Annotated in this window: 21 protein-coding genes and 1 pseudogene; 16 read left to right on the top strand and 6 right to left on the bottom strand. The window is 70.8% G+C overall.

Going from position 1 to position 23,014, the window contains the following annotated elements; translation table 11 throughout:
• Positions 1 to 2 precede the first annotated feature (2 nt).
• Together alaS and VMD91_11345 are read left to right on the top strand one after the other, a co-directional pair.
• Complete coding sequence (alaS, locus tag VMD91_11350) at positions 3 to 2,624, top strand: alanine--tRNA ligase (protein HTW84656.1); 2,622 nt, start codon at positions 3 to 5, stop codon at positions 2,622 to 2,624.
• Entirely contained in the window at positions 2,621 to 3,262 is a 642-nt protein-coding gene (locus VMD91_11345; GenBank protein HTW84655.1) for a hypothetical protein, read from the top strand. The genes alaS and VMD91_11345 overlap by 4 nt, the downstream gene beginning before the upstream one ends.
• 16 nt (positions 3,263 to 3,278) lie before the next feature.
• Here the strand turns inward: VMD91_11345 and VMD91_11340 are convergent, their stop codons facing one another.
• Positions 3,279 to 3,995 carry a FecR family protein gene (locus VMD91_11340; protein ID HTW84654.1) on the bottom strand — a complete coding sequence of 239 codons (717 nt, stop codon included), beginning with the start codon at positions 3,993 to 3,995 and terminating at the stop codon, positions 3,279 to 3,281.
• Between the two features lie 62 nt (positions 3,996 to 4,057).
• Here VMD91_11340 and VMD91_11335 point away from each other — a divergent pair, with 62 nt between their 5' ends.
• From VMD91_11335 to VMD91_11315, 5 genes are all read left to right on the top strand, one after another.
• Positions 4,058 to 4,375, top strand: a complete 318-nt coding sequence (locus VMD91_11335) for a cupredoxin domain-containing protein (GenBank protein ID HTW84653.1) — start codon at positions 4,058 to 4,060, stop codon at positions 4,373 to 4,375.
• Positions 4,372 to 5,253 (top strand): metallophosphoesterase, encoded by an 882-nt coding sequence (locus tag VMD91_11330; protein ID HTW84652.1) that lies wholly within the window; start codon positions 4,372 to 4,374, stop codon positions 5,251 to 5,253. The genes VMD91_11335 and VMD91_11330 overlap by 4 nt, the downstream gene beginning before the upstream one ends.
• Positions 5,250 to 5,732 carry an RNA polymerase sigma factor gene (locus VMD91_11325; GenBank protein ID HTW84651.1) on the top strand — a complete coding sequence of 161 codons (483 nt, stop codon included), beginning with the start codon at positions 5,250 to 5,252 and terminating at the stop codon, positions 5,730 to 5,732. Before VMD91_11330 ends, VMD91_11325 begins: the two co-directional genes overlap by 4 nt.
• An 8-nt stretch (positions 5,733 to 5,740) precedes the next feature.
• A complete protein-coding gene (locus tag VMD91_11320; protein ID HTW84650.1) occupies positions 5,741 to 6,343 on the top strand; it encodes a hypothetical protein in 603 nt (200 codons plus the stop codon).
• A 78-nt stretch (positions 6,344 to 6,421) separates the two neighbouring features.
• Complete coding sequence (locus VMD91_11315) at positions 6,422 to 8,842, top strand: methyl-accepting chemotaxis protein (GenBank protein HTW84649.1); 2,421 nt, start codon at positions 6,422 to 6,424, stop codon at positions 8,840 to 8,842.
• On the opposite strand, the gene VMD91_11310 is transcribed toward VMD91_11315, so the two are convergent.
• The 3 genes from VMD91_11310 to serA form a co-directional block, all read right to left on the bottom strand.
• Positions 8,839 to 9,465, bottom strand: a complete 627-nt coding sequence (locus VMD91_11310; protein ID HTW84648.1) for a histidine phosphatase family protein — start codon at positions 9,463 to 9,465, stop codon at positions 8,839 to 8,841. The two genes, VMD91_11315 and VMD91_11310, sit on opposite strands and share 4 nt — an antisense overlap.
• A 103-nt stretch (positions 9,466 to 9,568) precedes the next feature.
• Positions 9,569 to 10,426, bottom strand: a complete 858-nt coding sequence (locus VMD91_11305) for a hypothetical protein (GenBank protein HTW84647.1) — start codon at positions 10,424 to 10,426, stop codon at positions 9,569 to 9,571.
• A complete protein-coding gene (serA, locus tag VMD91_11300; GenBank protein ID HTW84646.1) occupies positions 10,426 to 12,042 on the bottom strand; it encodes a phosphoglycerate dehydrogenase in 1,617 nt (538 codons plus the stop codon). The genes VMD91_11305 and serA overlap by 1 nt, the downstream gene beginning before the upstream one ends.
• 4 nt (positions 12,043 to 12,046) lie before the next feature.
• Between serA and VMD91_11295 the strand changes: the two genes are divergently transcribed.
• The 8 genes from VMD91_11295 (at position 12,047) to VMD91_11260 (ending at position 19,719) form a co-directional block, all read left to right on the top strand.
• On the top strand, positions 12,047 to 13,522 hold the full coding sequence (locus tag VMD91_11295) for a DUF2723 domain-containing protein (GenBank protein ID HTW84645.1): 1,476 nt from the start codon (positions 12,047 to 12,049) through the stop codon (positions 13,520 to 13,522).
• Positions 13,519 to 14,691 carry a hypothetical protein gene (locus VMD91_11290; protein HTW84644.1) on the top strand — a complete coding sequence of 391 codons (1,173 nt, stop codon included), beginning with the start codon at positions 13,519 to 13,521 and terminating at the stop codon, positions 14,689 to 14,691. The genes VMD91_11295 and VMD91_11290 overlap by 4 nt, the downstream gene beginning before the upstream one ends.
• A 77-nt stretch (positions 14,692 to 14,768) precedes the next feature.
• The gene (locus VMD91_11285) at positions 14,769 to 15,017 is read left to right on the top strand and encodes a hypothetical protein (protein ID HTW84643.1); all 249 of its coding nucleotides are present in this window, start codon (positions 14,769 to 14,771) and stop codon (positions 15,015 to 15,017) included.
• Positions 15,017 to 15,262: a hypothetical protein gene (locus VMD91_11280; GenBank protein HTW84642.1), complete on the top strand. Its 246-nt coding sequence runs from the start codon at positions 15,017 to 15,019 to the stop codon at positions 15,260 to 15,262. Before VMD91_11285 ends, VMD91_11280 begins: the two co-directional genes overlap by 1 nt.
• A 27-nt stretch (positions 15,263 to 15,289) precedes the next feature.
• Entirely contained in the window at positions 15,290 to 16,930 is a 1,641-nt protein-coding gene (gene ligD / locus VMD91_11275) for a non-homologous end-joining DNA ligase (protein ID HTW84641.1), read from the top strand.
• Positions 16,930 to 17,892 (top strand): non-homologous end-joining DNA ligase, encoded by a 963-nt coding sequence (ligD, locus tag VMD91_11270; protein HTW84640.1) that lies wholly within the window; start codon positions 16,930 to 16,932, stop codon positions 17,890 to 17,892. The genes ligD (VMD91_11275) and ligD (VMD91_11270) overlap by 1 nt, the downstream gene beginning before the upstream one ends.
• Before the next feature lie 7 nt (positions 17,893 to 17,899).
• On the top strand, positions 17,900 to 18,823 hold the full coding sequence (locus VMD91_11265) for a Ku protein (GenBank protein HTW84639.1): 924 nt from the start codon (positions 17,900 to 17,902) through the stop codon (positions 18,821 to 18,823).
• Positions 18,823 to 19,719 carry a hypothetical protein gene (locus VMD91_11260; protein HTW84638.1) on the top strand — a complete coding sequence of 299 codons (897 nt, stop codon included), beginning with the start codon at positions 18,823 to 18,825 and terminating at the stop codon, positions 19,717 to 19,719. Before VMD91_11265 ends, VMD91_11260 begins: the two co-directional genes overlap by 1 nt.
• On the opposite strand, the pseudogene VMD91_11255 reads toward VMD91_11260, so the two are convergent.
• Positions 19,716 to 20,120, bottom strand: a pseudogene (locus tag VMD91_11255) (Uma2 family endonuclease). The gene VMD91_11260 and the pseudogene VMD91_11255 overlap by 4 nt on opposite strands.
• A gap of 203 nt (positions 20,121 to 20,323) precedes the next feature.
• Here VMD91_11255 and VMD91_11250 point away from each other — a divergent pair.
• Complete coding sequence (locus VMD91_11250) at positions 20,324 to 21,403, top strand: tartrate dehydrogenase (protein HTW84637.1); 1,080 nt, start codon at positions 20,324 to 20,326, stop codon at positions 21,401 to 21,403.
• A gap of 41 nt (positions 21,404 to 21,444) precedes the next feature.
• Here the strand turns inward: VMD91_11250 and VMD91_11245 are convergent, their stop codons facing one another.
• Complete coding sequence (locus VMD91_11245; GenBank protein ID HTW84636.1) at positions 21,445 to 23,010, bottom strand: DHA2 family efflux MFS transporter permease subunit; 1,566 nt, start codon at positions 23,008 to 23,010, stop codon at positions 21,445 to 21,447.
• Positions 23,011 to 23,014: the final 4 nt, after the last annotated feature.

Raw genomic sequence — 23,014 nt, 5'->3', positions numbered from 1 at the left:
CCATGACGTCCCAGGAACTCCGCCAAGCCTTCGTCGACTACTTCGTGCGCAACGGCCACGCGCATCTGCCGTCGGCCTCGTTGATCCCCGACGAGATGAGCACGACGCTCTTCACCATCGCCGGGATGGAGCAGTTCGTCCCGGTGTTCTTGGGCGAACAGCCGGCGCCGGCACCGCGCGCCGTGACCGTGCAGCGCTGCCTGCGCGTGGCCGGCGCCAAGTCCGACATCGAGAACGTCGGCCGCACCGGTCGCCACGGGACGTTCCTCGAGATGCTCGGCAACTTCTCGTTCGGCGACTACTACAAGCGCGAGGCGATCCGTTTCGCGTGGGAGTTCATGACCGCGGTCATGCGCCTGGATCCCGCCAAGCTGTACGTCACCGTCCACACCGGCGACGACGAGGCGCAGCGGATCTGGGAGAGCGAGATCGGGCTGCCGTCCTCGCGCATCACGCGTTGGGACGAGGACAATTTCTGGACGATGGGGCCGACCGGCCCGTGCGGACCGTGCAGCGAGATCTTCTACGACACCGGTGCGGCCAACGCGCTCGGTCCCGACGACGACGGCCCCAACAAGGGCAACCGCTACGTCGAGATCTGGAACGTCGTCTTCCAGCAGTTCAACCGCGGTGCCGACGGAGGGATGACCGAGCTGCCGCGCAAGGCGATCGACACCGGCGCCGGCTTCGAGCGGATGCTGGCGGTCGCCAACGGTCAGGTCTCGATGTACGAGACGGACTTGTTCACCGACCTCATCGCGGCGCAGCCGTCGATCGGGCAGACCTCGCTCGCCGCGGCCGAGCAGCTGGTGCGCCGGCGCATCATCGCCGACCACGCGCGCGCGGCGACCTTCCTGGTCGCCGACGGTGTCTACCCCTCGAACACCGATCGCGGCTTCGTGCTGCGCTTCCTGATCCGGCGCGCGATCCGCAACGGACGACTGCTGGGCTATCCGCGCGAGTTCCTCGCCGAGCTGGCCGCCGCCGTCGTCACCTCGCTCCGGAGCGGCTACCCCGAGCTGCCGGCGCGCTTGAACGACGTGCAGACCGCGCTGCGCAACGAGGAAGCGGCGTTCTCGCGCACGCTCGATCGCGGCAGCGAGCTGCTCGAGGCGCTGATCGACGACGCGGTGCGCGACTGCACGATGCTGATCTCGGGCGAAGACGCCTTCACGCTGCACGATACGTACGGCTTTCCGTTCGAGCTGACGCGCGAGATCGCGGCCGAGCGCGGCGTCGCGGTCGACAGCCTCGGCTTCGAGCACCGGATGAGCGAGCAGCGCGAACGCGCGCGCAGCGATGCGGCGCGCAAGCGCGCCGTCGTCAGCGTCAGCGAGGCGCCCGCGCTCAGCTCCGACTTCACCGGCTACGAAGGCCTCGAAGCCGATGGCGAGGTGCGCGGCATCCTGGTCGGCGGCGCCGTCGTCTCCGTCATCGAGCCCGAGACCGAGGCGCAGCTGCTGCTCGACCGCACCTCGTTCTACGCCGAGAAGGGCGGCCAGGTCGGCGACCACGGTGTCATCACCACCGCGTCCGGCGCGCGCTTCGAGGTGACCGACACGCAATTCGTCGGCGAGGCGATCGCGCACCACGGGCGGCTGGTCGACGGCGTGCTGGCCCTGGGCGATCAGGTCCATACGCGCGTGTACGAAGAGTGGCGGCGCGAGATTCGGCGCCATCACACCTCGGCGCACCTCTTGCAGCGCGCGCTCAAGGACGTGCTCGGCGAGGAGATCGTCCAGGCCGGTTCGTGGGTCGGCGTCGATCGCATGCGCTTCGACTTCCGCAGCCCGGGCGGCGCGTTGACGCCCGCGCAGCGGCGCGCGGTGACGCAGCGCGTCAACGAGCTGATCCGCGACGACTTCCACCAGGAGATGCGCGAGCTGCCGATCGCGGAAGCCAAGGAGACGGGCGCGATCACGATGGCCGGCGAGAAGTACGGCGATCGCGTGCGGGTCGTGCAGTTCGGCCCGTCGGTCGAGTTCTGCGGCGGCACGCACGCGCACACGACCGGCGAGCTGGGAATGTTCGTCATGCTCGCCGAGAGCTCGATCGGAAGCGGCGTGCGGCGCATCGAAGCGGTGGTCTCGAAGGCCGCGGAGGCGTACGTCGAAGCGCAGCAGGACACGCTGGCCACGCTCGGCGAGGCGCTGGCCGTCAAGCCCGACGAGCTGGTCGAACGGGTCGAACGGCTGCAGTCCGACGTGCGCGACCTGCAGAAGGCGCTGGCCGAGATCAAGGCGCGCCTGGCCGCCGGCGACGCGGCGAGCTACCTCGCGCAGGCCGAAGAGCTGGGCGGCGTGCGCGTCGTCGCGACGATCGTGCGGGAAGCGAACGCCGAGGCGCTGCGCGCGCTCGGCAACGCGATCCGTTCGCGCATGCCGTCCGGCGTGATCGCGCTGATCGGCGTCGACGGCGACACGGCGTCGGTGTTCGTCAACGCCAGCGAGGACGCGGTGCGGGCCGGCGTGCACGCCGGCAACCTCGTGCGCGCGGCCGCGCCGCTGCTCGGCGGCAAGGGCGGCGGCGCGCCGGGTCAAGCACAAGGCGGCGGCAAGGATCCCGCCGGTGCGCCGGCGGCGCTGGCGGCGCTGCGCGACGCGCTGGCCAAACAGCCGGCATGATCGCGTTCCTCGCCGCGCTCACCCTGCTCGCGCCGCAGGCGGTGGTCGCCAAGTACGCGACGGCGCTGGCGCAGGTGCGTGACCCGCAGGTCTTCACGGTGCAGTACACGCTCGAGCAGACCGGGACGCGCTCGGTCGAGCAGACGCACCGCATCTTCCGCAGCGGCAAGGACGAACGCGACGAGGTCATCGCCGTCAACGGGACGCGCGCGACGCAGCCCGAGGTGCGCATCTTCCGCAATCGCCCCTACCGCTACGCCGTTACGCGCCTCGCACCGCGCCCGGCCGACTACGTCTTCACCTACGCGGGCGCCGTCAAGGACGGTCACCACACCGACTACGCGTTCGACCTCACGCCGCGGCACGCGCGCGCCTTCGTGCACACCGCGGTCGTCATCGACGGTCTGACCTTCTTGCCGGACTCGATCGCGTTCACCAGCGGGCACAGCGGCCGCGGGCGCGTCACCTTCTCGAAGAGCGGTTCGTACTGGGTGGCGAGCGGCGCCGAGGCGTCGGCGCACGAAGCCGGCGGCGACGCCTACGAGCAGCTGACGTTCAGCGGCTGGCACTTCCCGACCGAGTTGCCGCGATCGACCTTCGCGGTGGCGCGACCGCTGCCGAGCCCGCCCACGCTCTGAGCGCACCGCGCGCGCGTCAGCCCGCGTGCGGACCGATCATCGTCAAGATGGCGAACAGCGCCCCGGCCGTGAACGTTCCCCAGCCATTGGCCAAGGGATCGCGCGCGCCGGGATCCGAGCCGGTCGGATCGACGTGCGTGCGCGAGCTGCGCGGACAGCCGGCGGTCGCGTCGGCACCGCCGACCAGCGCGTCCATCGCCGGGTTCTCGCTCGCGATCGAGCTGCGCACCCGCAGCGCGTTCGCGCCGGCGTCCCCGAGCGTGCAGTTGCCGAGCTGTGCATGGCCGGCCGGCGTGCGCAGCACGGTCGTCGGCGCGCAGCGCACGCACGCGATCTGCGTTCCGCGCGGACCGGTGACGATGAACGCGTCGGCATCGGAGAGCGCGATGCCGGCGGTCGGGGTGAGGATCGCGATGACGCTGGTCGGGCGCACGATCACGTGCACCGCGCCGCGCGCCAGCTCGATGGTCGCCGTCTTGCCGTCGGACGCGGCGTAACCGAGCATGGTGCGTTCGCCGATCGCGACGCGGGTGCCGTCGTCGAAGCTGAGCTGGGCCTGGCTGCTCGCCAGCGTAAGCGCGTAGCCGCCGGCGCCCAGGTCGAGCCGGTCCTCGAGCTTTTGCAGCACGTCGGTCGAGGAGAGCGCGAAACCGACCGTTCCCGTCAGCCGGATCAGCACGGGTGCGGGCGCGGTGGCAGCGGCGACCAGGGCGGCCGTCGCGGGCGGCAGCATGGGCCCGTACTTCGCCGCGGCGGCGATTGATCCGCGCGGCGCGGCAGCGCCGTACCAGGGGCATGCAGACGATTTTCGCCGCCGCGCTCCTGCTCGCGGCCACCGCCGCGCCGGTCGCCGCGCCGGCTCCGAGCGCCACGGTCCACATTCGCAACGACGCGTTCGTCCCGGCGCGCGTCGTGGTCAAGCCGGGGACGATCGTCGTCTTCGTCAACGACGACGACGACGCGCACACCGCGACGGCGGACAACGGTTCCTACGACTCCGGCGGGTTGGGCACCGGCGAGAGCTGGAAGCACGCCTACACGAGCGCCGGCAGCTACGCGTATCACTGCACGATGCACCCGTTCATGAAGGGCATCGTGATGGTGAAGCCGTGAAGCGCGACACGTTTCTCTCGCACGTCGGCTGGACGGGCCTCGGGCTGAGCTTTGCGCTGAGCGCCGACGGCGTCGCGCGCGCCGCGACGCCGGGCGAACGGATCGCGTTCGCGCAGATCAGCGACAGCCACATCGGCTTCACCGGCAAGGTCAACGATCATCCGGCCGACACGCTGAAGATGGCGGTCGACGCGCTCAACGCGCTGCCGCAGCAGCCGGCGTTCGTCGTGCACACCGGCGACGTCACCCACTTGGCGAAGGCGGACGAGTTCGCCACCGCGCACGACATCTTGGCGACGCTCAAGGCGCCGCTGATCGTGATTCCCGGCGAGCACGACGTGATCAACGCCGAAGGCGGCGCGCGGTTCCGGTCGACGTTCGGCCGCGCCGACGCGCCGAAGGGCTGGTTCTCGTGGGACGCCGGCGGCGTCCACTACGTCGCGCTGGTCAACGTCTTCTCGGGCGAGACGATGGGGCTGCTCGGGCCGGAGCAGCTGGGCTGGCTCGCGAACGACTTGCAGACGCGTTCGGCCGACACGCCGATCGTCGTGTTCGGACACGTCCCCCTGTACGCGCTCTATCCGGCGTGGGGGTGGACGACCGACGACGGCACCAAGGCGCTGGCGCTGCTGCGGAGGTTCTCCTCGGTGACGGTCCTCAACGGGCACATCCATCAGGTGATCGAGCATCGCGAGGGCGCGATCCGCTTCGCCACGGCGGCCGCGACGGCGTACCCGCAACCGGCGCCGGGGACGGCGCCCGGCCCGGGCCCGCTGGCAGTGCCGCCGGATCATCTGCTCGACGTCATCGGGTACCGGACCGTCGAGCTCGTCGGCGGGACGGCGACGTGGGAGAACCACACCCTGCGCACGGCGTGAACGCGGTCGCGCAGACGTATCGCGAGCATCGCGCCCGTCTGCGCGCCGTCGCGTATCACGTGCTCGGTGAGGTCGACGCGGCCGACGACTGCGTGCACGCCGTGTTCACGCGCCTGTTGGGCGCGCCCGACGCCTACCGGCCCGAGCGCGGCGCGCTGTTGCCGTTCTTGATCACCTGCGTGCGTAACGAGGCCTTCGATCAGCTGCGGCGCGAAGGGCGGCGGCGCGCGCGCGAGGAGCGGGTGGCGCGCGAAGCGCCGCTGATCGACGAGGGGCCGAGCGTCGACCCGATCGAGGCGGCGCGCGTGCGCGCCGCGCTGCAGCGGCTTCCGCCCGAGCAGCGCGACGCGCTCGTGCGCGCGTACTACGGCAACCAAACACAAAGCGAGATCGCGCGGGCGTGCGACCTGCCGCTGGGAACGGTGAAAGGACGCGTCTCGCTGGGACTGCGCCGCCTCGCCGCGGAGCTCGTTCGATGAAGGAATCCATGACCGACCACCTCGGCGAGGACGCCGAACTCTACGCGCTGGGCATGCTCTCCGATCGCCGCGAGGAGATCGAAGCGCACCTGCGCATGTGCGCGACTTGCACCGATCGCGTGCGGGCCGCCGAAGAAGTCGGCGCGCTGCTGGCGGCGACGCTGCCCCCGGTTCCCGGGTCGAACGTCGTTCGGCTGCGCCCGCGCGGCGGGCGCGCGTGGTGGCCGCTCGCCCTCGCCGCGGCCTTCGTGCTGGTCGTCGGCGGCGTCGACGTCGTCCACGAGCGCGCGCTAGGCACGCACGTCGCGCAGACCGACACCGCGCTGTTGGCGATGGCGTCGGCGCACTTCATGCACACGACGCTGGCCGGTCGGCCGGGCGTGATCGCCAAGGCCATCTATGCGCGCGACGGCGCCTGGTGCTACGTCGTCGCCGACGGCGTTCCGGCCGGCGCGCACGTCGTCGTCACGCAGCACGGCGCGCGACGCGACCTCGGCGCGCTCGCGGGGACGCGGCCGGCGACGCTGTTCGTCCGCCGTCCCGGCCGGGTCTCCGAGTTCGCCATCGTCGCCGGCACGACCGTCGAGGCCAGCGGCATACCGGGATACTGACCGCGTGCGTCGGTAATGCTTCGGTGAAGCGCGTCACGTGGCCATAAAGCGCGCCGCAGGGCCGCCGATCTAGCCAATGTGATAGCGACCGTCGCGCCGGTGATCGTCGCGGCGTCGGCCGTGCTGCTAGGCTTGCTCGGTCTCGTCGCGGTCGCGCGGCGGCGCAGGCGGCGCTCGCGTCCCGAGACGGCCGGCGCAGATGCGCCGGCGCTGGTCGTCGCGCCGGCCGCCGAGCCCGCACTCGTCGCGTTGGCCGGCGAGATCGCGGACGTCTATGCTCGCGTCCGCGCAGCGTCGGTCGTGCGCGACGAGGCGGGCTCCGAGGGGATCCGCTTGCAGCGCGGCTTCCGCGACTCGGCCAGCACCGGGGTCACCGCGGCCGCTTCGCTCGCCTCGAGCATCGGCGCGGCCGGCGACGCAGTCGAGGTGGCGATCGCGACGCTGAGCGAGCTGAACGCCGCGGTATCCTCGCTCGCCGGCGGCGTCTCCGACGTCAACTCGGCCGTCAGCGAGATGGAAGTCTCGCTCGGACACGCGGCGGAACGCAGTCGCGAGGGTCTCGAACGCGCGCGCGAGGGTGAACGCAAAGCACGCGAGAGCGCGCAGGCCGTCGCGCAGCTGATCGGTGCGACCCGCGCCATCGCCGGCGAAGTCGCGCTGGTCGACGAGAAGATGCGCGCGCTCGACGCCGGTTCGGAGCGGGTAGCCGAGATCGTGGCGACGATCGCGAGCCTGTCCTATCAGACCAACCTGCTGGCGCTCAACGCCGCGATCGAGGCGGCACGCTCGGGCGAGACGGGCCGCGGCTTCAGCATCGTCGCCGAGCAGGTGCGCGCGCTGGCCGAGTACTCGGCCGTGTCTGCGCGCGACATCGGCGCGCGGGTCGAGGAAGTACGCGCCAAGACGCGCAGCGTCGCCACCTCGACCCGTTCGTCGATCGAACGCGCCGAGCACGGCCTGCACGCCGCCGACGTGTCGGCCGAGATCGTTGCCGCGATCACCGCCGCCGTCGGCGAGGCCACGGTGGCGATCGACGGCATCGCGGCAGCGGCGGCCGAGCACGTCCGAGCCGCGCCGGCGGTACTGGCGTCGGTCGACTCGATGGCGCAGCTGCTCGGGCAAGCCGCCGCGGCGCTCGAGGAGCAGGCGCGCACCGGCGAACACCTCTCGCAGGTCGTGCACGCGATCGAAGGGTACGGCCGCGCGCTGCACGAGGCGATCGCGGCCGAGCGGAATGCCGAAGAGATCTGGCTCGGCACCTCCGCGGTCATGATCCGCGTTCGTGAAGAGCTCGACGGCACGACCAATCGCGCCGACCAGGCCGTCGATGCGCTGGCCGACGCGCGATCGACGCCCGCGCTGCAGGGCGCGCTCGGCGCGTTCGACCAGCAATACGCCGTCATCGAAGGCCTGCAGCGCCGGCGCGACGCGGCCGGCGCCGAAGCGCGCAAACCGTTTCGCGTGGTCGTCGAGCAGTTGGCTGCCGTCAACGAGTCGAGCACGAAGCTGGCCAACGACGCCGCGGTCGCGAGCGCGGGCGTCGAGGAAATGGTGGCGTCCGTGGCCAGCGTGTCGGCCAATAGCGTCGCGCTGGCGCAAAACGTCACCGTCGTCAGCGACGCGGTGACGACCTTCGGCGGCTCGATTCGCACCGTCGCTCAGGGCGCCGGCGACGCCGCCGAGCGTGCGCGATCGGCCGACGAGAAGACGCGCGAGGGTGCGGCCGCCGTCGACGAGCTGATTCGCGCGACGCGCGAGATCGTCGGCGACGTCGCGACCGTCAGCGATCGGATGCGCGAGCTGGAAGTGACCTCGACCGAGATCGGCACCATCATCGAAGCGATCGAGCGGATCGCGGAGCAGACGAACTTGCTGGCACTCAACGCCGCGATCGAAGCGGCGCGTGCCGGTGCCGACGGCCGCGCGTTCGCCGTCGTCGCGGCCGAGGTGCGCAATCTCGCCGAACGATCGGCCGCCGCGACGCGGCAGATTCGCGAGCTGGTGGCGGCGATTCGCGAGGACATCGCCGGCGTGGTGGCGGCGGCGTCGGCATCGGGAGCGAGCGCGACCAGCGCGCTGGCGCTCGCGGACGTCGCGGCGGCGTCGATCGGTGAGGTGTCGGCCGCCGTCGGCGGCGTCAACCGCGAGATCGCGCACATCGCCCGGGCCACCGGCGAACAAGCGACGGCGATCGGCGCCATCAGCGGCTCGCTCGGCCAGATGACCGCGGTCATGCGCGACGGCTCGCGGTCGCTCCACGAGCAGACCGCGTCGAACGACCGGCTGCTCACGGTGATCGCGCAGATCCGCGCCGAAGGCACTGCGATCCTTGCGCACAACACGGCCCAGCAGGCACTGGTCGCGAGCTACATCGAGTCCGTGCGCGGCTTGACCGCGGCCGCCGAGGCGCACCGCGTGCAGCGCGCCGAGCTCGAAGCGCTGCTGCAGCGGGTGCGTGGCGAAGGGGGCGCGCGGGCGCCCGCGATCGCGGCCGCTTAAAGCGCCTGGGTGCCGGTGTCGGCGCGCAGCCCGGTCAGGTGCGCGTCGACCCGTTCCTCGAGCAGCGTCCACCGTTCGGCCTCGACCTCGAAGACCGCGTAGGCGCCGTTCTCGACGCGGGTGCGCCAGAAGGCGGGCACGTCCGCGCCCAAGCCGTCCAGTAGCGCGACGCGCACGACGGCGTCGTGCGTCACCACCAGCGTCGGCATCGCCGGCCGCAGCGTACCGGCGAAGTCGCGCCAGCGCGCGAGCACGGCGTGCGGCGTCTCGCCGCCGTCGAACGCGACCTGATCGGGATTTTCGCGCCAGGCGCGGTAGCGCGCACCGTCGTTGGCAGCGATCTCGTCACGCATGCGGCCTTCCCAGGTGCCGTGCGCGATCTCCAACAGCCGGTCGTCGGTCTCGACGCGCAGGTTGAGCCGCTCCGCCGTCGGCTTCGCCGTCGCGGTGCAGCGCAGCAGCGGGGAGGCGACGACGCGGCCGATCGCGAGCGCGTCCATCGCGCCGGCCAGCGCGAACGCCTGCCGCATCCCGAGCGCCGTCAGCGCCGACTCGCGGCGTCCCTGATAGCGGCCGGCGAGATTCCACGTCGTCTCGCCGTGCCGTGCGACGTACACGCGCATGCGCTTCTCCTTCGGGCCGCCGTGCGCGAACCTTTGCCGCGCGCCGACTGCAAGCCCGTCGCCGCCGATTCCTTGTTCACCGTCGAGTTCGCGAACGATTGAGTCAGTCGTGTACCGTGGTGGGTTGGCAAATCGACGTCAAGACGGCCATCGCCGCCGGATCGGCCGCCGGTGCCGTTCGCTCGTAGGTGAACGCGTAGGCGTAGCCGCGCTCGTAGCCTTGCGCGACCTCGAGTAAGGTGGAGTCGCGGCGCAGCGAGAAACGCAGCAACTGACCGACGCCGCACGGTTCGGACCAACTGCGCACGACGACGGCCCGCGGGTCGGTGTGAAACACGGACGGGAAACGGTCGGCCCGCAGGCGGCGATAGCTGCCGTAGAGCGACGAGGCCCCGTCGGGCGCGCGCAGCACGAAGATCCCCGCCGGGCTGCTCGTCGACGCCGCCCATCCCGCGATGGCCGGGAATGCGAACGGCGCCGGGCAGATCGTGTCGAGTGCCGCCATCGCGTCCGCCCGGTCGGCGACGCCGGGCGCGTGCAGGTACTCGACGCCGGCGAGGCCGCCGGTGACGGGTGCCAGGACGAGATGGACTCGCACGGGACGGTCCTCGATCCGTCCGATCGCCGACCAGCGGTGCGCGGCTTGGCCGCCGCAGACCGTCGCCGCGCCTTCGTCGACGACGTCCTTCGTGTCGGCATGAAGCGTTTGCATCATCGCCTCGGCGACGGCCGCCTCGTCGCTCGACGCCGCCGTCGCGATCACGATGACGTGGCGCTGCTCGCCGCCGCCGATGCGGTACACCGTCGCGTGTGCGTCGCGCGAGGAGACGGCCCAGCCCTCGGGCGGATCGAACGCATATTCCGGACGCGGCTGGTCGGGCGCGGGTTGGGCGAACGCCGCGAGCGGCGTCAGGAGCACGAGCGCGAACGCGAACGTCCGCCAGCGGCGCACGCCGACCATCACAGGTCCAGGCTGCGAACCGAACCGACGCCGTTGACGGCGCGCAGCGCGGCCAGCGTCGCCTCGTCGGCCGGACGGTCGATCGAGAGCACCATGATCGCGTCGCCGCCGACGGTGTTGCGCGAGACCTGCATCGTCGAGATGTTGACCTGCGCGTTGCCCAAGATCGTTCCGACCCGCCCGATCATCCCGGGCACGTCGGCGTGTTGCGTGATCAGCATCCCGCCGACCGGCGTGGCGTCGATCTCGTAACCGTCCAGCTCGACGATGCGCGGCGCGCCGCCGATCGACGTGCCGGTGATCGAGGTCCCCTCGGCCTGCAGCTGCAGCGACGCACCGTAGGCCGACGCGGTCGCGTCGGCGCGCGCGTCGACGACGATTCCCAGCTCCTGCGCGATCGCCTCGGCGTTCACGACCGAGACCCGCCGGTCGGTCGTCGTCTGCAACAGGCCGCTGAGGAACGCGCGCACGACCGGCGCGGTATCGGTCTCGGCCAGCGCGCCGCCCAGGACCAGCGCGAAGCGCGGCAGCCTTTCGGTCCGCGCGTACTGCGGATAGAAGCGGCCGATCCGGTAGGCGACCTCGAGGAACGGCAGCGCGCGCTCGGCGCCCGGGCCCGAGGGCACCGGCGCGTTGACGGCGCCGCTGGCCGGCGCGCCCAGCAGCACGCGCGCGACGTCTTGCGCCAGCTCGGTGGCGATGCGCGCCAGCGCTTCGTGGGTCGAGCCGCCCAAGTGCGGCGTCGCGAACACCTTCGGATGGCGGTGCAGCTGCGCGCCGGTGCCGCCGGGCGGCGGCGGCTCTTCGGCGACGACGTCGATGGCGGCGCCGGCCAGCACGTTCGCGTCGAGTGCGGCCAGCAAGTCGCGTTCGACGATGACGCCGCCGCGCGCGCAGTTGACGAGAAAGGCGTGCGGCTGCAGCAGCCGCAAGTGCGCAGCGTCGATCATCCCGCGCGTCTGCCGGTTGAGCGGCACGTGCAAGGTGACGATGTCGCTCTCGCGCAGCAGCGTCTCGAGCTCGACCAGCTTGACCCCGAACGCGTCGGCGCGCGCGGTCGTGATGTAGGGGTCGTACGCCAGCAGGGTCATCCCGAACGCGCGGGCGCGGGTCGCGACGTTGCCGCCGATGCGGCCCAGCCCGATGATGCCGAGCGTCTTGCCGAACAGCTCGGACCCGATCAGCTGCTTGCGGTCCCAGATCCCCTCGCGCAGCTGTTGCACGGCGGCCGGCGTACGGCGTGCCAGCGAGAGCATGAGCGCGAAGGTCTGCTCGGTGGCGGCGATGGTGTTGGCGCCCGGCGTGTTGAGGACGAGGATACCGGCGTCGGTCGCCGCGCCGACGTCGATGGCGTCGACGCCGACGCCGGCGCGGGCGACCACGGTCAGCTTCGGCCCGGCGGCCAACAGGTCACGATCGACGCGCGTCTCGGAGCGCACGATCAGGCCGTCCGCCAGCGCGAGCGCGCTGACCAGGTCCGCGCGCGAGCCGCCGACCTGGGAGTCGACCTCGATCCCGGCATCGCGCAGCACGGCCAGCCCCGCTTCCGCGAACGGCTCGGCGACGACGACGCGCGGCCGTGAGAGGCCGCTCACCGTCGTCAGGCGTACTTGCACGTGCTTGGTCCTCCGCTCTCGTGGGATCGTCGTCGCGATCGCGTTCGCAGTCCCACTCGCCGTGCTGCTCGCGTCGATTCGGACGTCGGTAGGATTTTGGGACACCGGAGACCTCCAGACGGTTGCCTGGATCGCGGGGATCCCCTATCCCACCGGCTATCCGGGCTACGTCCTCGCCGGCTGGCTGTGGACGCACATCTTTGCCATCGGCGAAGTCGCCGCGCGGCTGAACGCGCTCTCGGCGGCGGCGGTGTCGGCCTGCGCCGCGCTGGTCGCCGCGCTGGCGCTCGAGCTGGAGGTCGCTCCGCTCTTCGCGGTGCTGGGCGCCTGGCTGTTCGCCTTCGCCAAGGTCGTCTGGGAGCGCGGAACCTACGCCGACGTCCACCCGCTGGGACTGGCGCTCGCGTTGGCCGCGCTGGTCTGCGCGGTGCGCTGGATGCGCCGCGGTGAGGTGCGCGCGCTGACCGCCGCCGTTCTGGCCGCGGCGGCGGCCGTCGCGGTCGACGACACGGTCGTGCTGGTCCTGCCGGGCGCGGTGCTGATCGCCCTGGGCCGCCGCTGGCCGCTGCGTGCCCCGGCGCTGGCGCTGCTGGCCGGCGCGGTGCTGGTGCTCGCGACCTACGCCTACTTGCCGCTGCGCAGCGCCTACGTCGTCGCCCATCGCCTCGACCCGACCCTCGCGCTCGGCGTGCCGCCCGGCCGCCCGTACTGGGACGATCACGATCCGCGCTCGCTCGACGGTTTGCGCTCGCTGGTGACCGGCGACGAGTGGAGCCCGCAGTACACGCTGGCGCGGTTGATCAGCCCCGACGAGTTCGCCAACGCGCAGGCCCGCTACGGCGACGCGCTGGCCGACGCCGAGCCGCAGGGGCTGCTGGTCGCCGCGCTGATCGGCGTCTGCTTCGTGCTCGGCGACGTCCCGCTGGTGGGCGTCGGTCTCATCGCGACCGCCCTGCTGCCGGCGCTGTTCGGCGCGTCGTACCAGGCCGAAGCCGACCCCGAGCGCTATGTGTTGGCGCTGTACGTCGTCTCGGCGCTGGGCATCGCGGTCGCCGCCGACCGCACGGCGCGCGCGTTCGGCCGCGAGCTCCCGGCGCTCGCGCAGTTCGTGGTCGCCGGCATCCTGGCGTTGGCGCTGCTGCACGACGCGCTCGTCTCGGGCGCCATTTGGGACGTGCGCCACGACCGGACGGCCGCGGACCTGGGCGCCGCGGTGGTCGCGGCGACGCGCGACGACGCGATCGTCGTCGCGCCGTGGAACCTGGCCGCTCCGCTGGCGTACCGCGCGTACGTGCAGCACGCGTTCGGGCATCGCATTCTGCTGTGCGCGCTGCCCGACGAGCACGAGCACGAATACCGCACCTGGCTGCGCACGCGTCAGGTCGCCATCGTCGACGCCAACGATCCGGACTTGCCGGACCTGCACACCAGACTGCTCGCCGCCGCCGATCGCAACGTCATCGTCGAGGTGCTTCCGTGAACGCCGCCCTGGCCGGAATCCTCGGCGCGATCGTCGCCCTGGCCGTCTCGCGCGGCCATGCGACGCCGTACGACAACTACGTGCTCTTCGCGTACGCGCTGCTGCACGGCCAAGTGTGGATCGACGCCACCTGGCCCGGCCCGGCGATCGACGCCGTGCTCTGGCACGGTCATCGCTACATCGTCAACGATCCGATCCCGGGTCTGTTGATGCTGCCGCTGGTCGCGGTCTTCGGCCTGGCGGCGAACGAGACGCTGGTCGCGTGCCTGATGTGCGGCATCGCGATCGGCGCCGCGTGGCATCTGCTCGAACGGCTCGGCCTTACCACCGTGAAGAGCATCTGGATGGTCGCGTTTCTGCTGGCCGGAACCGATCTGCTGTGGTGCTCGATGCTGGGCGACGTCTGGTTCTTCGCGCAGACCTGTGCGGTCGCGTTCACGCTGCTCGCGATGTGCGAGCTGGCCGGTAAGCGCCGCGGCTGGTTGGTCGGGCTGTGGACGGGGCTCGCGCTGGGTTCGCGCTTCACCTTGGTGATGGCGCTGCCGGTCCTGTTCTGGTGGTGCTGGAACGGCTTTCTCGCGCCGGAGCGGCGGCCGCGCGCGGCGCGCGCGTTCGCGTTGACGCTCGTGCCGTTCTTCCTCGCCTGGATCGGCTACAACGAAGTGCGCTGGGGCGTGCCGTGGGACAGCGGGCACACGATCTTCTTTCACCAGGATCCGTTCATGGGCGCGCCGACGGGGTCGCCGTTCGGGCTCGCCAACGTCCCGGTCGAGCTGTGGTCGTTCCTCATCCAGCCGCCGATCTGGCACGCCGACGGCCATTGGGTCGAGTTCGCGCTGAGCGGAACGGCGCTGTGGTTCACCAGTCCCGCGCTGGTGCTGGCACTGTTCGCGCGCCGTCCGCGCGCGCTGGTCGTCTCGCTGTGGGTCGCGACGCTGTTGGTCGCCGCCCCGTCGCTGCTCTACTATGCGAACGGCGGCTCGCAGTTCGGGATGCGGCATGCGCTCGACTTCGAACCGTTCCTGGTGCTGCTGATGGCGCTGGGCGTGCGCGACCAGACGGGCGCTCCGTGGCGGATCGGCCAGGCGGCGATCGTGTGGAGCGTCGCGGTCGGCCTGTGGGGCTGCTGGTACTGGGACGTCATGCGCGCCAAGCTCGGCGTCTACTGAACGTTTGCCACGTTCCGTTACGGCGCGTTCTACATGGGTAGACCTTCAGTCGCAATCATCGACCGTGAGGAGCCCTAATGGAACGACGTAACGTGATCACCGACTCGACCGACAACGGCAGCTCGCTGGCAATGTTCAGCCTGATCGCCGTCGTCGTCGTCGCGGCGCTCATCGGCCTGTTCGTCTGGCAGCCGTGGACCACGCGCACCAGTAGCTCGACGACCACCACGGTCACCACGCCGGCCGGTGGCGCGAACAGCGGCACCGCCGCGGGCGGCACGTCCGGTGCCGGCGGCTCCTCGAGCACCAACGGAGGATCGCACTGATGGACCGCACTGATCGCAACCGCGAGAAGGTCGAGACCGTGAAGGCCGACACGCGCGACCTGGTCGACGAGGCCAAGGAACGGACGCTGGCGACAGGCGAGCGCGCGAAGCGCGCCGTCGCGGGCGGGTCGATGTCGCCGGGCGAGCACGTCGTTTCGCACGCCAAGGAGTTGGGGCACGACGTCAAGGCGAACATCGACAAGGGCGCGCGGGAGACGCGCGACGAGATCGAGCGCGAGCCGTAGAGTCGGCCGCGTGCCGGAGCACCGCGTCTGAGCACACCGAAGAAAAAGCTCGCCGAGTACGTCCGTAAGCGCGACTTCTCGGCGACGCCCGAACCCAGCGGGGGCAAGCGGAGCACTTCGAAGAAAGGGCTCCGCTTCGTCGTGCAGGAGCACCGCGCGACGCGGCTGCACTGGGACTTCCGGCTCGAGGCCGACGGCGTGATGCCGTCGTGGGCCGTCGCCAAAGGCCCGACCCTGGTGCCGCTCGAGAAGCGGCTGGCGATGAAGACGGAAGACCACCCGATGGACTACCGGACCTTCGAGGGCGTCATCCCGGAGGGAAACTACGGCGCCGGCGAGGTCATCGTGTGGGACGAGGGCACCTACGCGCTCTACGAAGGCGACGATCCCGCCGCCGAGATCGCCAAGGGCAAGCTGAAGTTCGTTCTCAACGGCAAGAAGCTCAAGGGGCTCTTCACGCTGGTCAAGATCAAGCCGCGCGCCGGCGAGCACGGCGAACCGTGGCTGCTCTTCAAGGACCGCGACGAGTACGACGAGCCGGACTGGAAGATCGAAGATCACGCCGAGAGCGTGAAGACGGGGCGCACGCTGGCCGAGCTGCAGGCGGAGCGCAAGGACGCGCCGATCTGGCGCAGCAACCGTGCCGCCTCGCCCGACGGCACGCTGGTGCGGCGCGCCGCGGCGCGCGCCAAGGCGCGCAAGGACCCGCTGCCGCGCGACGTTTCGCCGATGCTCACGACGCTGGTCGACGAGCCGTTCGACGACGACCGCTGGCTGTTCGAGCTCAAGTGGGACGGTTACCGCGCCATCGGTACGATCGAGAAGGACGCGGTCACGCTCACCTCGCGCACCGGCAAGGATTTCGGCGAGCAGTTCCGCGAGATGAAGGAGCTGCCGCACGCGTTTCGCTCGCTGCCGATCGTCGTCGACGGCGAGCTGTGCGTCCTCGACGCCGACGGGCGGCCGGATTTCCAAGCGCTGCAAGCGCGCGAAAAACCGGTCAAGGGCCTCAAGAAGAAGGCGACCGTCGTCACCTACGTCGTGTTCGACCTGCTCTACGCCGATGGCCGCGATCTGCGCGAGCAGCCGCTCGAGGAGCGCAAACGTTTGCTCGAGGAGCTGATCGTCCCCGATCGCAACGTGCTCTTCTCCAAGCACTGGATCGGGCGCGGCAAGGAGCTGTACGCGCTGGCGACACGCCGCGGGTTGGAAGGCATCGTCGGGAAGGTGCGCACTTCCCCGTATCGCTCGATGCGTTCGCGCGAGTGGGTGAAGATCAAGGTGCGGCGGCGCCAAGAGTTCGTCATCGGCGGCTGGACCGAGCCGCGCGGCAGCCGCAAGAAGTTCGGCGCGCTGCTGCTGGGCTACTACGACCAGGGCGCGTTCCGCTACGCCGGGCACGTCGGCACGGGCTTCGACGAAGCGCGGCTGAGCGACATCGCCAAGCGCATGGAACCGCTCGAGCGCAAGACCTCGCCGTTCGTCGACGCGCCGAAGACGAACACGCCGGCGCACTGGGTGCGCCCGCAGCTGGTCTGCGAGGTCGTCTTCGCCGAGTGGACCCGCGACGGCATCCTGCGTCAGCCCGCGTTCGTGGCGCTGCGCAGCGACAAGGACGCCAAGGACGTCGTGCGCGAGCGCGAGCAGCACGCCGATCCCGACGCCTGATGCCCAAAGCAGCGCCGCAGAGCGCGACGATCGACGGCCACGCGGTCGCGCTGACCAACCAGGACAAGGTGCTCTTCCCGCGCGACGGCTACACCAAAGGCGACCTGGTCGCGTACTATCGCGCCGTGGCACCGGCGATCTTGCCGTACTTGCACGGCGCGCCGCTGACGATGGAGCGCTATCCCGACGGCATCGACGCGACGCGCGCGTTCTGGGAGAAGCAGATGCCGCGCTTCACGCCGGACTGGGTGCACCGCGTCGAGACCGAGCCCAGCACCGGCGAGAAACGCAAGGTCACCTTCGTCGTGTGCGAGGACGAAGCGACGCTGGCGTGGGTCGCGAACCTGGCCGCGATCGCGCTGCACGTGTGGACCTCGCGCGAGCCGAACCTCGACCGCCCGGACCTGGTGCTGTTCGACCTCGACCCCGGCGAGCGGTGCCCGCTGGCGCGGCTGGCCAAGGTCGCGCTCGCCTTCCGCGACGAGCTGGCCGCGATCGGCCTGCATCCGCTGGTCAAGACGACGGGCGGGATGGGACTGCACGTGGTGCTGCCGCTGGCGCCCAAGTACGACTACGAGCAGGCCAAGGGGATCGCCGAGCTGGTGGCCCGTCGCGTGCACGGCGTGCTGCCGGACGACACCACCCTCGAACGCACCATCAAGAAGCGGCCGGAGGACCTAGTCTACTTGGACTGGGTGCAGGTCGGCAAAGGCAAGACGTACGTCGCGCCCTTCAGCGTGCGGCCGCGGGACGGCGCCCCCGTCTCGATGCCGCTGGTGTGGGACGAGGTCGAGGCGATGCGGCGCAAACGGGCCCGTGAGACGACCGCCGAGATGCGGCGGTGGACGATGGCCTCCGTGCCGAAGCTGCTGGCCACGGGCGGCGACCCGTGGAAAAACGAGGGCTGGAAGACCCAGCCGCTCGAAAGCGCCCTGAAACGCGCTCGCTCGCTTTGGGAATAGACTTCGCATGCCACACGCGATCTGGTCCGGCGCCATCAACTTCGGACTCGTCACGATCCCGGTCAAGCTCTACACGGCCGTCCGCACCGACGAGATCCGCTTCAACTTCTTGCACAAAGAAGACGACGGGCGCATCTACAACGAGCGCCACTGCAGCGTCTGCGGCGAGAAGGTCGAGTACGGCGACCTGGTGCGCGGCTTCGAGTACGAGAAGGGCCGCTACGTCGTCATCACCGAGGACGACCTCAAGTCGGTGCGGCCGGAGGCGACGCAGTCGGTGCAGATCCAGCAGTTCGTCGCGCTCGATCAGATCAACCCGATGTTCTTCGACACGCCCTACTTCCTGGAACCCGAGAAGAAGGGCCGCCACGCCTACGCGCTGCTGCGCGACGCGCTGATCGAGTCGGGCAAGGTCGCGATCGCGACCGTCGTCATCCGCTCGCGCGAGCATCTGGCCGCGGTCAAACCGAACGGCGAGGCGCTGGTGCTCGAGCTGATGCACTTCAACGACGAGCTGGTCGAGGCCGGCAGCTTCGATTTCCCGGCCGCCAACGAGCACGTCGCGCCGGCCGAGAAGAAGGTCGCGCAGATGCTGATCGACACGATGAGCGTCGACCAGTTCGACCCCGCCGAGTTCCACGACAACTACAAGGAAGCCGTGCTGGCGATGATCGAGGCCCGCGCCAACGGCGAGACGGTCGAGGTCGAGGAAGTCCATCGCCCGGCCGCGACCAACGTCGTCAACCTGATGGACGTGCTGCAGCGTTCGCTCGAGCAGTCGCAGGCGCGTAAGGGCGCCGCCAAACCCGCCCGCGCCGCGCAAGCCGCCGCGCCCGCCAAGAAGTCGGCCGCCAAAGCGCCGGCCGCCGCCAAGAAGAAGTCGGCCGCCAACGGCGCCGCCAAACCCAAGCGAAAGAAGCCGGCCGCGTGATGCGCGCGCGCGTCGCAGGGGTGCTCGCGCTGGTCGTCGCGGTCGCGCCCCTGGCGGTGCGCGCGAACGATGCGGACGACGCCCTGCGCCTCGCGCAACGGCTCGCCGAGCGCGGCATGCGCACGGCGCACGTGCGGCTGCACGCGCTGCCGCCCGGTCTGCCGGCGGGACTGCCGCTGCCCGCGGCGCCGCTGCTGGCGAGCGTGGTCACCGAACCGCCGGCGAACGAGACGAGCCCGTTCGGCGGTTTCACCTTCGGCGCGCGCGGCGACGACACGACGCTGTTCTACGACGCCCCCGACCGGGCGGCAGTCGTCGCCGCGTTCGAGGGAGCGTTGACCAGCGCCGGCTGGTCGCGCTCGCCGGGCTTCGCGGCGTTCGCGCAGCTGCTCCCGCGCGGCGGCTTCCCGCTGCAGTTGCCCGATAGCGGGAATCGCATCTGGTGCTCGCCCGGCGCGCACGCGACGACCGTGACGGTGACGCAGCCCGCCGGCGATCCGCGCGCGCTCGACATCGGCATCGGCACGGCCCTAGCCGGTCCGATCTCGTTGTGCACGCCGCCGGCCGGGAACGCGAGCCCGTTCGCTTCGCCCCTCCCGTCGTTCACCGCGCCGGCGGGCGTCACGTTCATCGCGTCCGGCCCCGCCACGGACGGCTCGACGAGCGGCGCGAGCATCGTTTCCTCGCTCGGCCTCGACGGCGTCTTCGCCGGCCTGGCCGCGCAGCTGCAGGGTGCCGGCTGGGCGCCGGGCGACCAGGCGCATTCGGCGACGCTGCGCGCACAGCGCTTCACCAAAACCGTCGACGGCCAAGCCTACGTCACGCTGCTGACCCTCGAAGCACTCGACGCCACCCACTTCGTCGCGCTCGTCGACGCCACGCCGACCGGGCGTTAGCGCTTCGGCCACGCTCCGGCGTCGATGATTCGGTCGACGTCGAGTACGAGTCCCGCCGGCGGCTCTCCGAACGTCTCCACCATGCGTCGCTCGGGATCGATCACAACGGCGAAACGTGCGCCGTATTCGACGTAGCGCTGTGTCTTGCGCCGCTGCGCGGCGTAAGAATCATACTCCGACACGATCTCGATGACGACGTCGGGTACGATCGGCGGATAGTTGGAGCGGTCGTCTTCGCTCAGCGCGCCCCACCGCTCGAACGACATCCACGAGGCGTCCGGGGCGCGGACCGACTCGTCCGGCAGCTTCACGCCACCGTCGGCCGAGGCGGCCCAGCCGCGCTCGCCGCCCCAGCCCTGCAACTGACGGGTCGCCTCAGCCGCCCGAATGCTGTTACGGTACGAAGCCGGCGGCTCACGTGCAGCGAGCCGTCAGGCTCGCGCTCGATGTGCCAGCCAGGGTTGGCCGCGCTCAGAGCCATCAACTCGTCGTCGGTAAGAGGCCGAGGCGGTACGATCATGTGCGTCTTCCTTCGCCACTCTATCACGCGGTCGCGCAGACTGACGAGGGGGTGCGGACGCCCGTCGGCGTAGACGGCGGGGCTATGGGCAGCTACAAGATCGCGGCGATCGGTGGGGACGGGATCGGGCCCGAGGTGATCGAGGCGGGCCTGACGGTGCTGGACGCGTTGCAGCGACGCGATCCGGCCTTGCGGCTGGCGGTCGAGCGCTTCGATTGGGGCTCGACCTACTATGCGCGGCACGGCGTCATGATGCCGGCCGACGGCGTCGAGCGGCTGCGACCGTTCGACGCGATCTACTTCGGCGCGGTCGGCAGCCAACAGGTACCCGATCACGTCACGCTGTGGGGCTTGCGCCTGGCGATCTGCCAGGGGTTCGATCAGTACGCCAACGTGCGCCCGACGCGCATCCTACGCGGCCTGCAGAGCCCGCTGCGCGGTGCCGAGCCCGGCGATCTCGACTGGGTGATCGTGCGCGAGAACACCGAGGGCGAGTACGCCGGGATGGGCGGGCGCGCGCATCGCGGCCAACCGATCGAGGTCGGCACCGAGGTCGCGGTCTTCACGCGCGTCGGCGTCGAGCGCATCATCCGTTTTGCGTTCGAGCTGGCGCGCACGCGGCCGCGCAAGCTGCTCACCGTCGTGACGAAATCGAACGCGCAGCGTCACGGCATGGTGCTCTGGGATGAAGTCGCCGCCGAGGTCGCGCGCGACTTCCCGGACGTCACCATGGAGCGCGAGCTGGTCGACGCGATGAGCGCGCGCATGGTGATGAAACCGAAGTCGATCGACGTCGTGGTCGCGACCAACCTGCATGCCGACATCCTCAGCGACCTGGCTGCCGCGTGTGCCGGTAGCCTGGGGATCGCGCCGACCGCGAACCTCGATCCATCGCGCCGCTACCCCTCGATGTTCGAGCCGATCCACGGATCGGCGTTCGACATCACCGGCAAAGGCGTCGCCAACCCGATCGGCGCGTTCTGGTCGGCGGTCATGATGCTCGATCACCTCGGCGAACGCGCGCACGCCGCGCACCTGATGGAGGCCATCGAAGCGGTGACCGCGTCCGGCGTGCGCACGCCCGATCTGGGCGGCACGGCCCGCACCGCCGAAGTCACCGCCGCGGTCTGCGAACAACTCACGCTCGCGCCGGTCGCGCGCTAAGGATCCGTTCGAAGAGCGGGGCGCCCCAGGACCGTGGCGCCCTAGTCGGCGACCGCCGCTGCTTCGGCCGGTGCGGCGCCGACGCGCTTCCAGTTCAGCAGCGGCACCAGCGGGATCGAGGCGATGAAGATGACGGCGCACAGCCGCAGCACCTGGTCGTACGAGATGACGGTGGCGTTGGTCATCACCATGCTCCACAAGCCGGTCGCGGTGCCGTGCATCGATTGCAGGTAGTTCTGATCGGCGGGGTTCGCGGCGGTGACGCCTGAGGCCAGCGCCGCGTAGTCGTTGTCCTGATCGCGCGTCTGCAAGAACTGCAGGATCGCGATGCCGAGCGAGCCGCCCAGCTGACGCACCAGCGTGTAGATGCCGGTCGCGTTGGCCATCTTCTCGCGCGAGACTTCGCCCAGCGTCGCCGTCGAGAGCGGCACGAACAGGAAGCCCAGCGCGAAGCCCTGCACCGCGCGTGGCCAGAACACGTCCCAATAGCCGGCTTCTTGGGTGAGGCCGCCCATCCACCATGCCCCGATGGCGAAGATCACCAAGCCGCTCGCGATCAGCCAGCGGCCGTCCGCCTTGGCGACCAGTCGCGAGGCGATCGGCATGCTCACCGCCGTCGCGATCGCACCGGGCAAGAGCGCCAGGCCCGTGTCGGTCGCCGTGAAGCCCATGACGTTCTGGAAGAACAACGGCAAGATCAGCGCCGTGCCGTAGAGGCCGAAGCCGGTGATGACGCCCAAGCCGCTGCCGGCGCTGAAGGCGCGCGACTTGAACACGCGCAGGTCGACCAGCGGCAGGCGGTCGCGCAGCTCGCGCACGACGAACAGCGTCAGCGCCACGACGGCGACGACGGTGAGGATGTCGATCGTCGAGGAAGAGAACCAGTCCTCGCGCTGTCCGCGCTCGAGCACGTACTGCACCGAGGCGACGCCGGCCGTCAGCAAGCCCAGCCCGATGAAGTCGATCGGCGAGCGATCGCGCTTCACGTAGACCGGGTCCTTGATGTACGTCAGCGTCATCATGAAGGCGACGATGCCGATCGGGATGTTGATGAAGAAGATCAGCGGCCAGTTGTAGTTGTCGACGATGATGCCGCCCAGCGTCGGCCCGATCGCGGGCCCGACCATCGCGCCCAGACCGAAGATCGCCATCGCGCCGGCGCGCTTGGCCGGTGGGTAGGACTCGAACAAGATCGCCTGCGCGGTCGGCTGCAGCGCGCCGCCGCCGAAGCCTTGGATGACGCGATAGAACACCAGCTGACCGACGCTGGTGGCGGTACCGCACAGCAGCGAGGCCAGCGTGAACACCGCCAGACACGTGGCGTAATAGTTGCGCCGGCCGAAGCGCGCGGTCAGCCAGCCGTTGAGCGGCATGATGATGACGTTGGCCAGGATGTAGCCGGTCGCGACCCAGCCGATCTCGTCGAGCGAGGCGCCCAGGTTGCCGGCCATGTCGTTGAGCGCGACGTTGACGATCGAGGTGTCGATGATCGCCATGATCAGGCCGAGCATGACCGTCAGCGTGATCATCCCCAGCGGCGGCTCGGCGGCGCGCGCCGGAGCGGCCGCCGCCTGGGCAGCCGGGCGGGCGGCGAGGGACGCGCTCATGACG

Source organism: Candidatus Sulfotelmatobacter sp. (assembly GCA_035504415.1).
In the GTDB taxonomy this organism is placed as follows: domain Bacteria; phylum Vulcanimicrobiota; class Vulcanimicrobiia; order Vulcanimicrobiales; family Vulcanimicrobiaceae; genus Vulcanimicrobium.
Note: the sequence above shows the minus strand (reverse complement) of the source record. Positions and strands in the feature narration are given on the sequence as shown.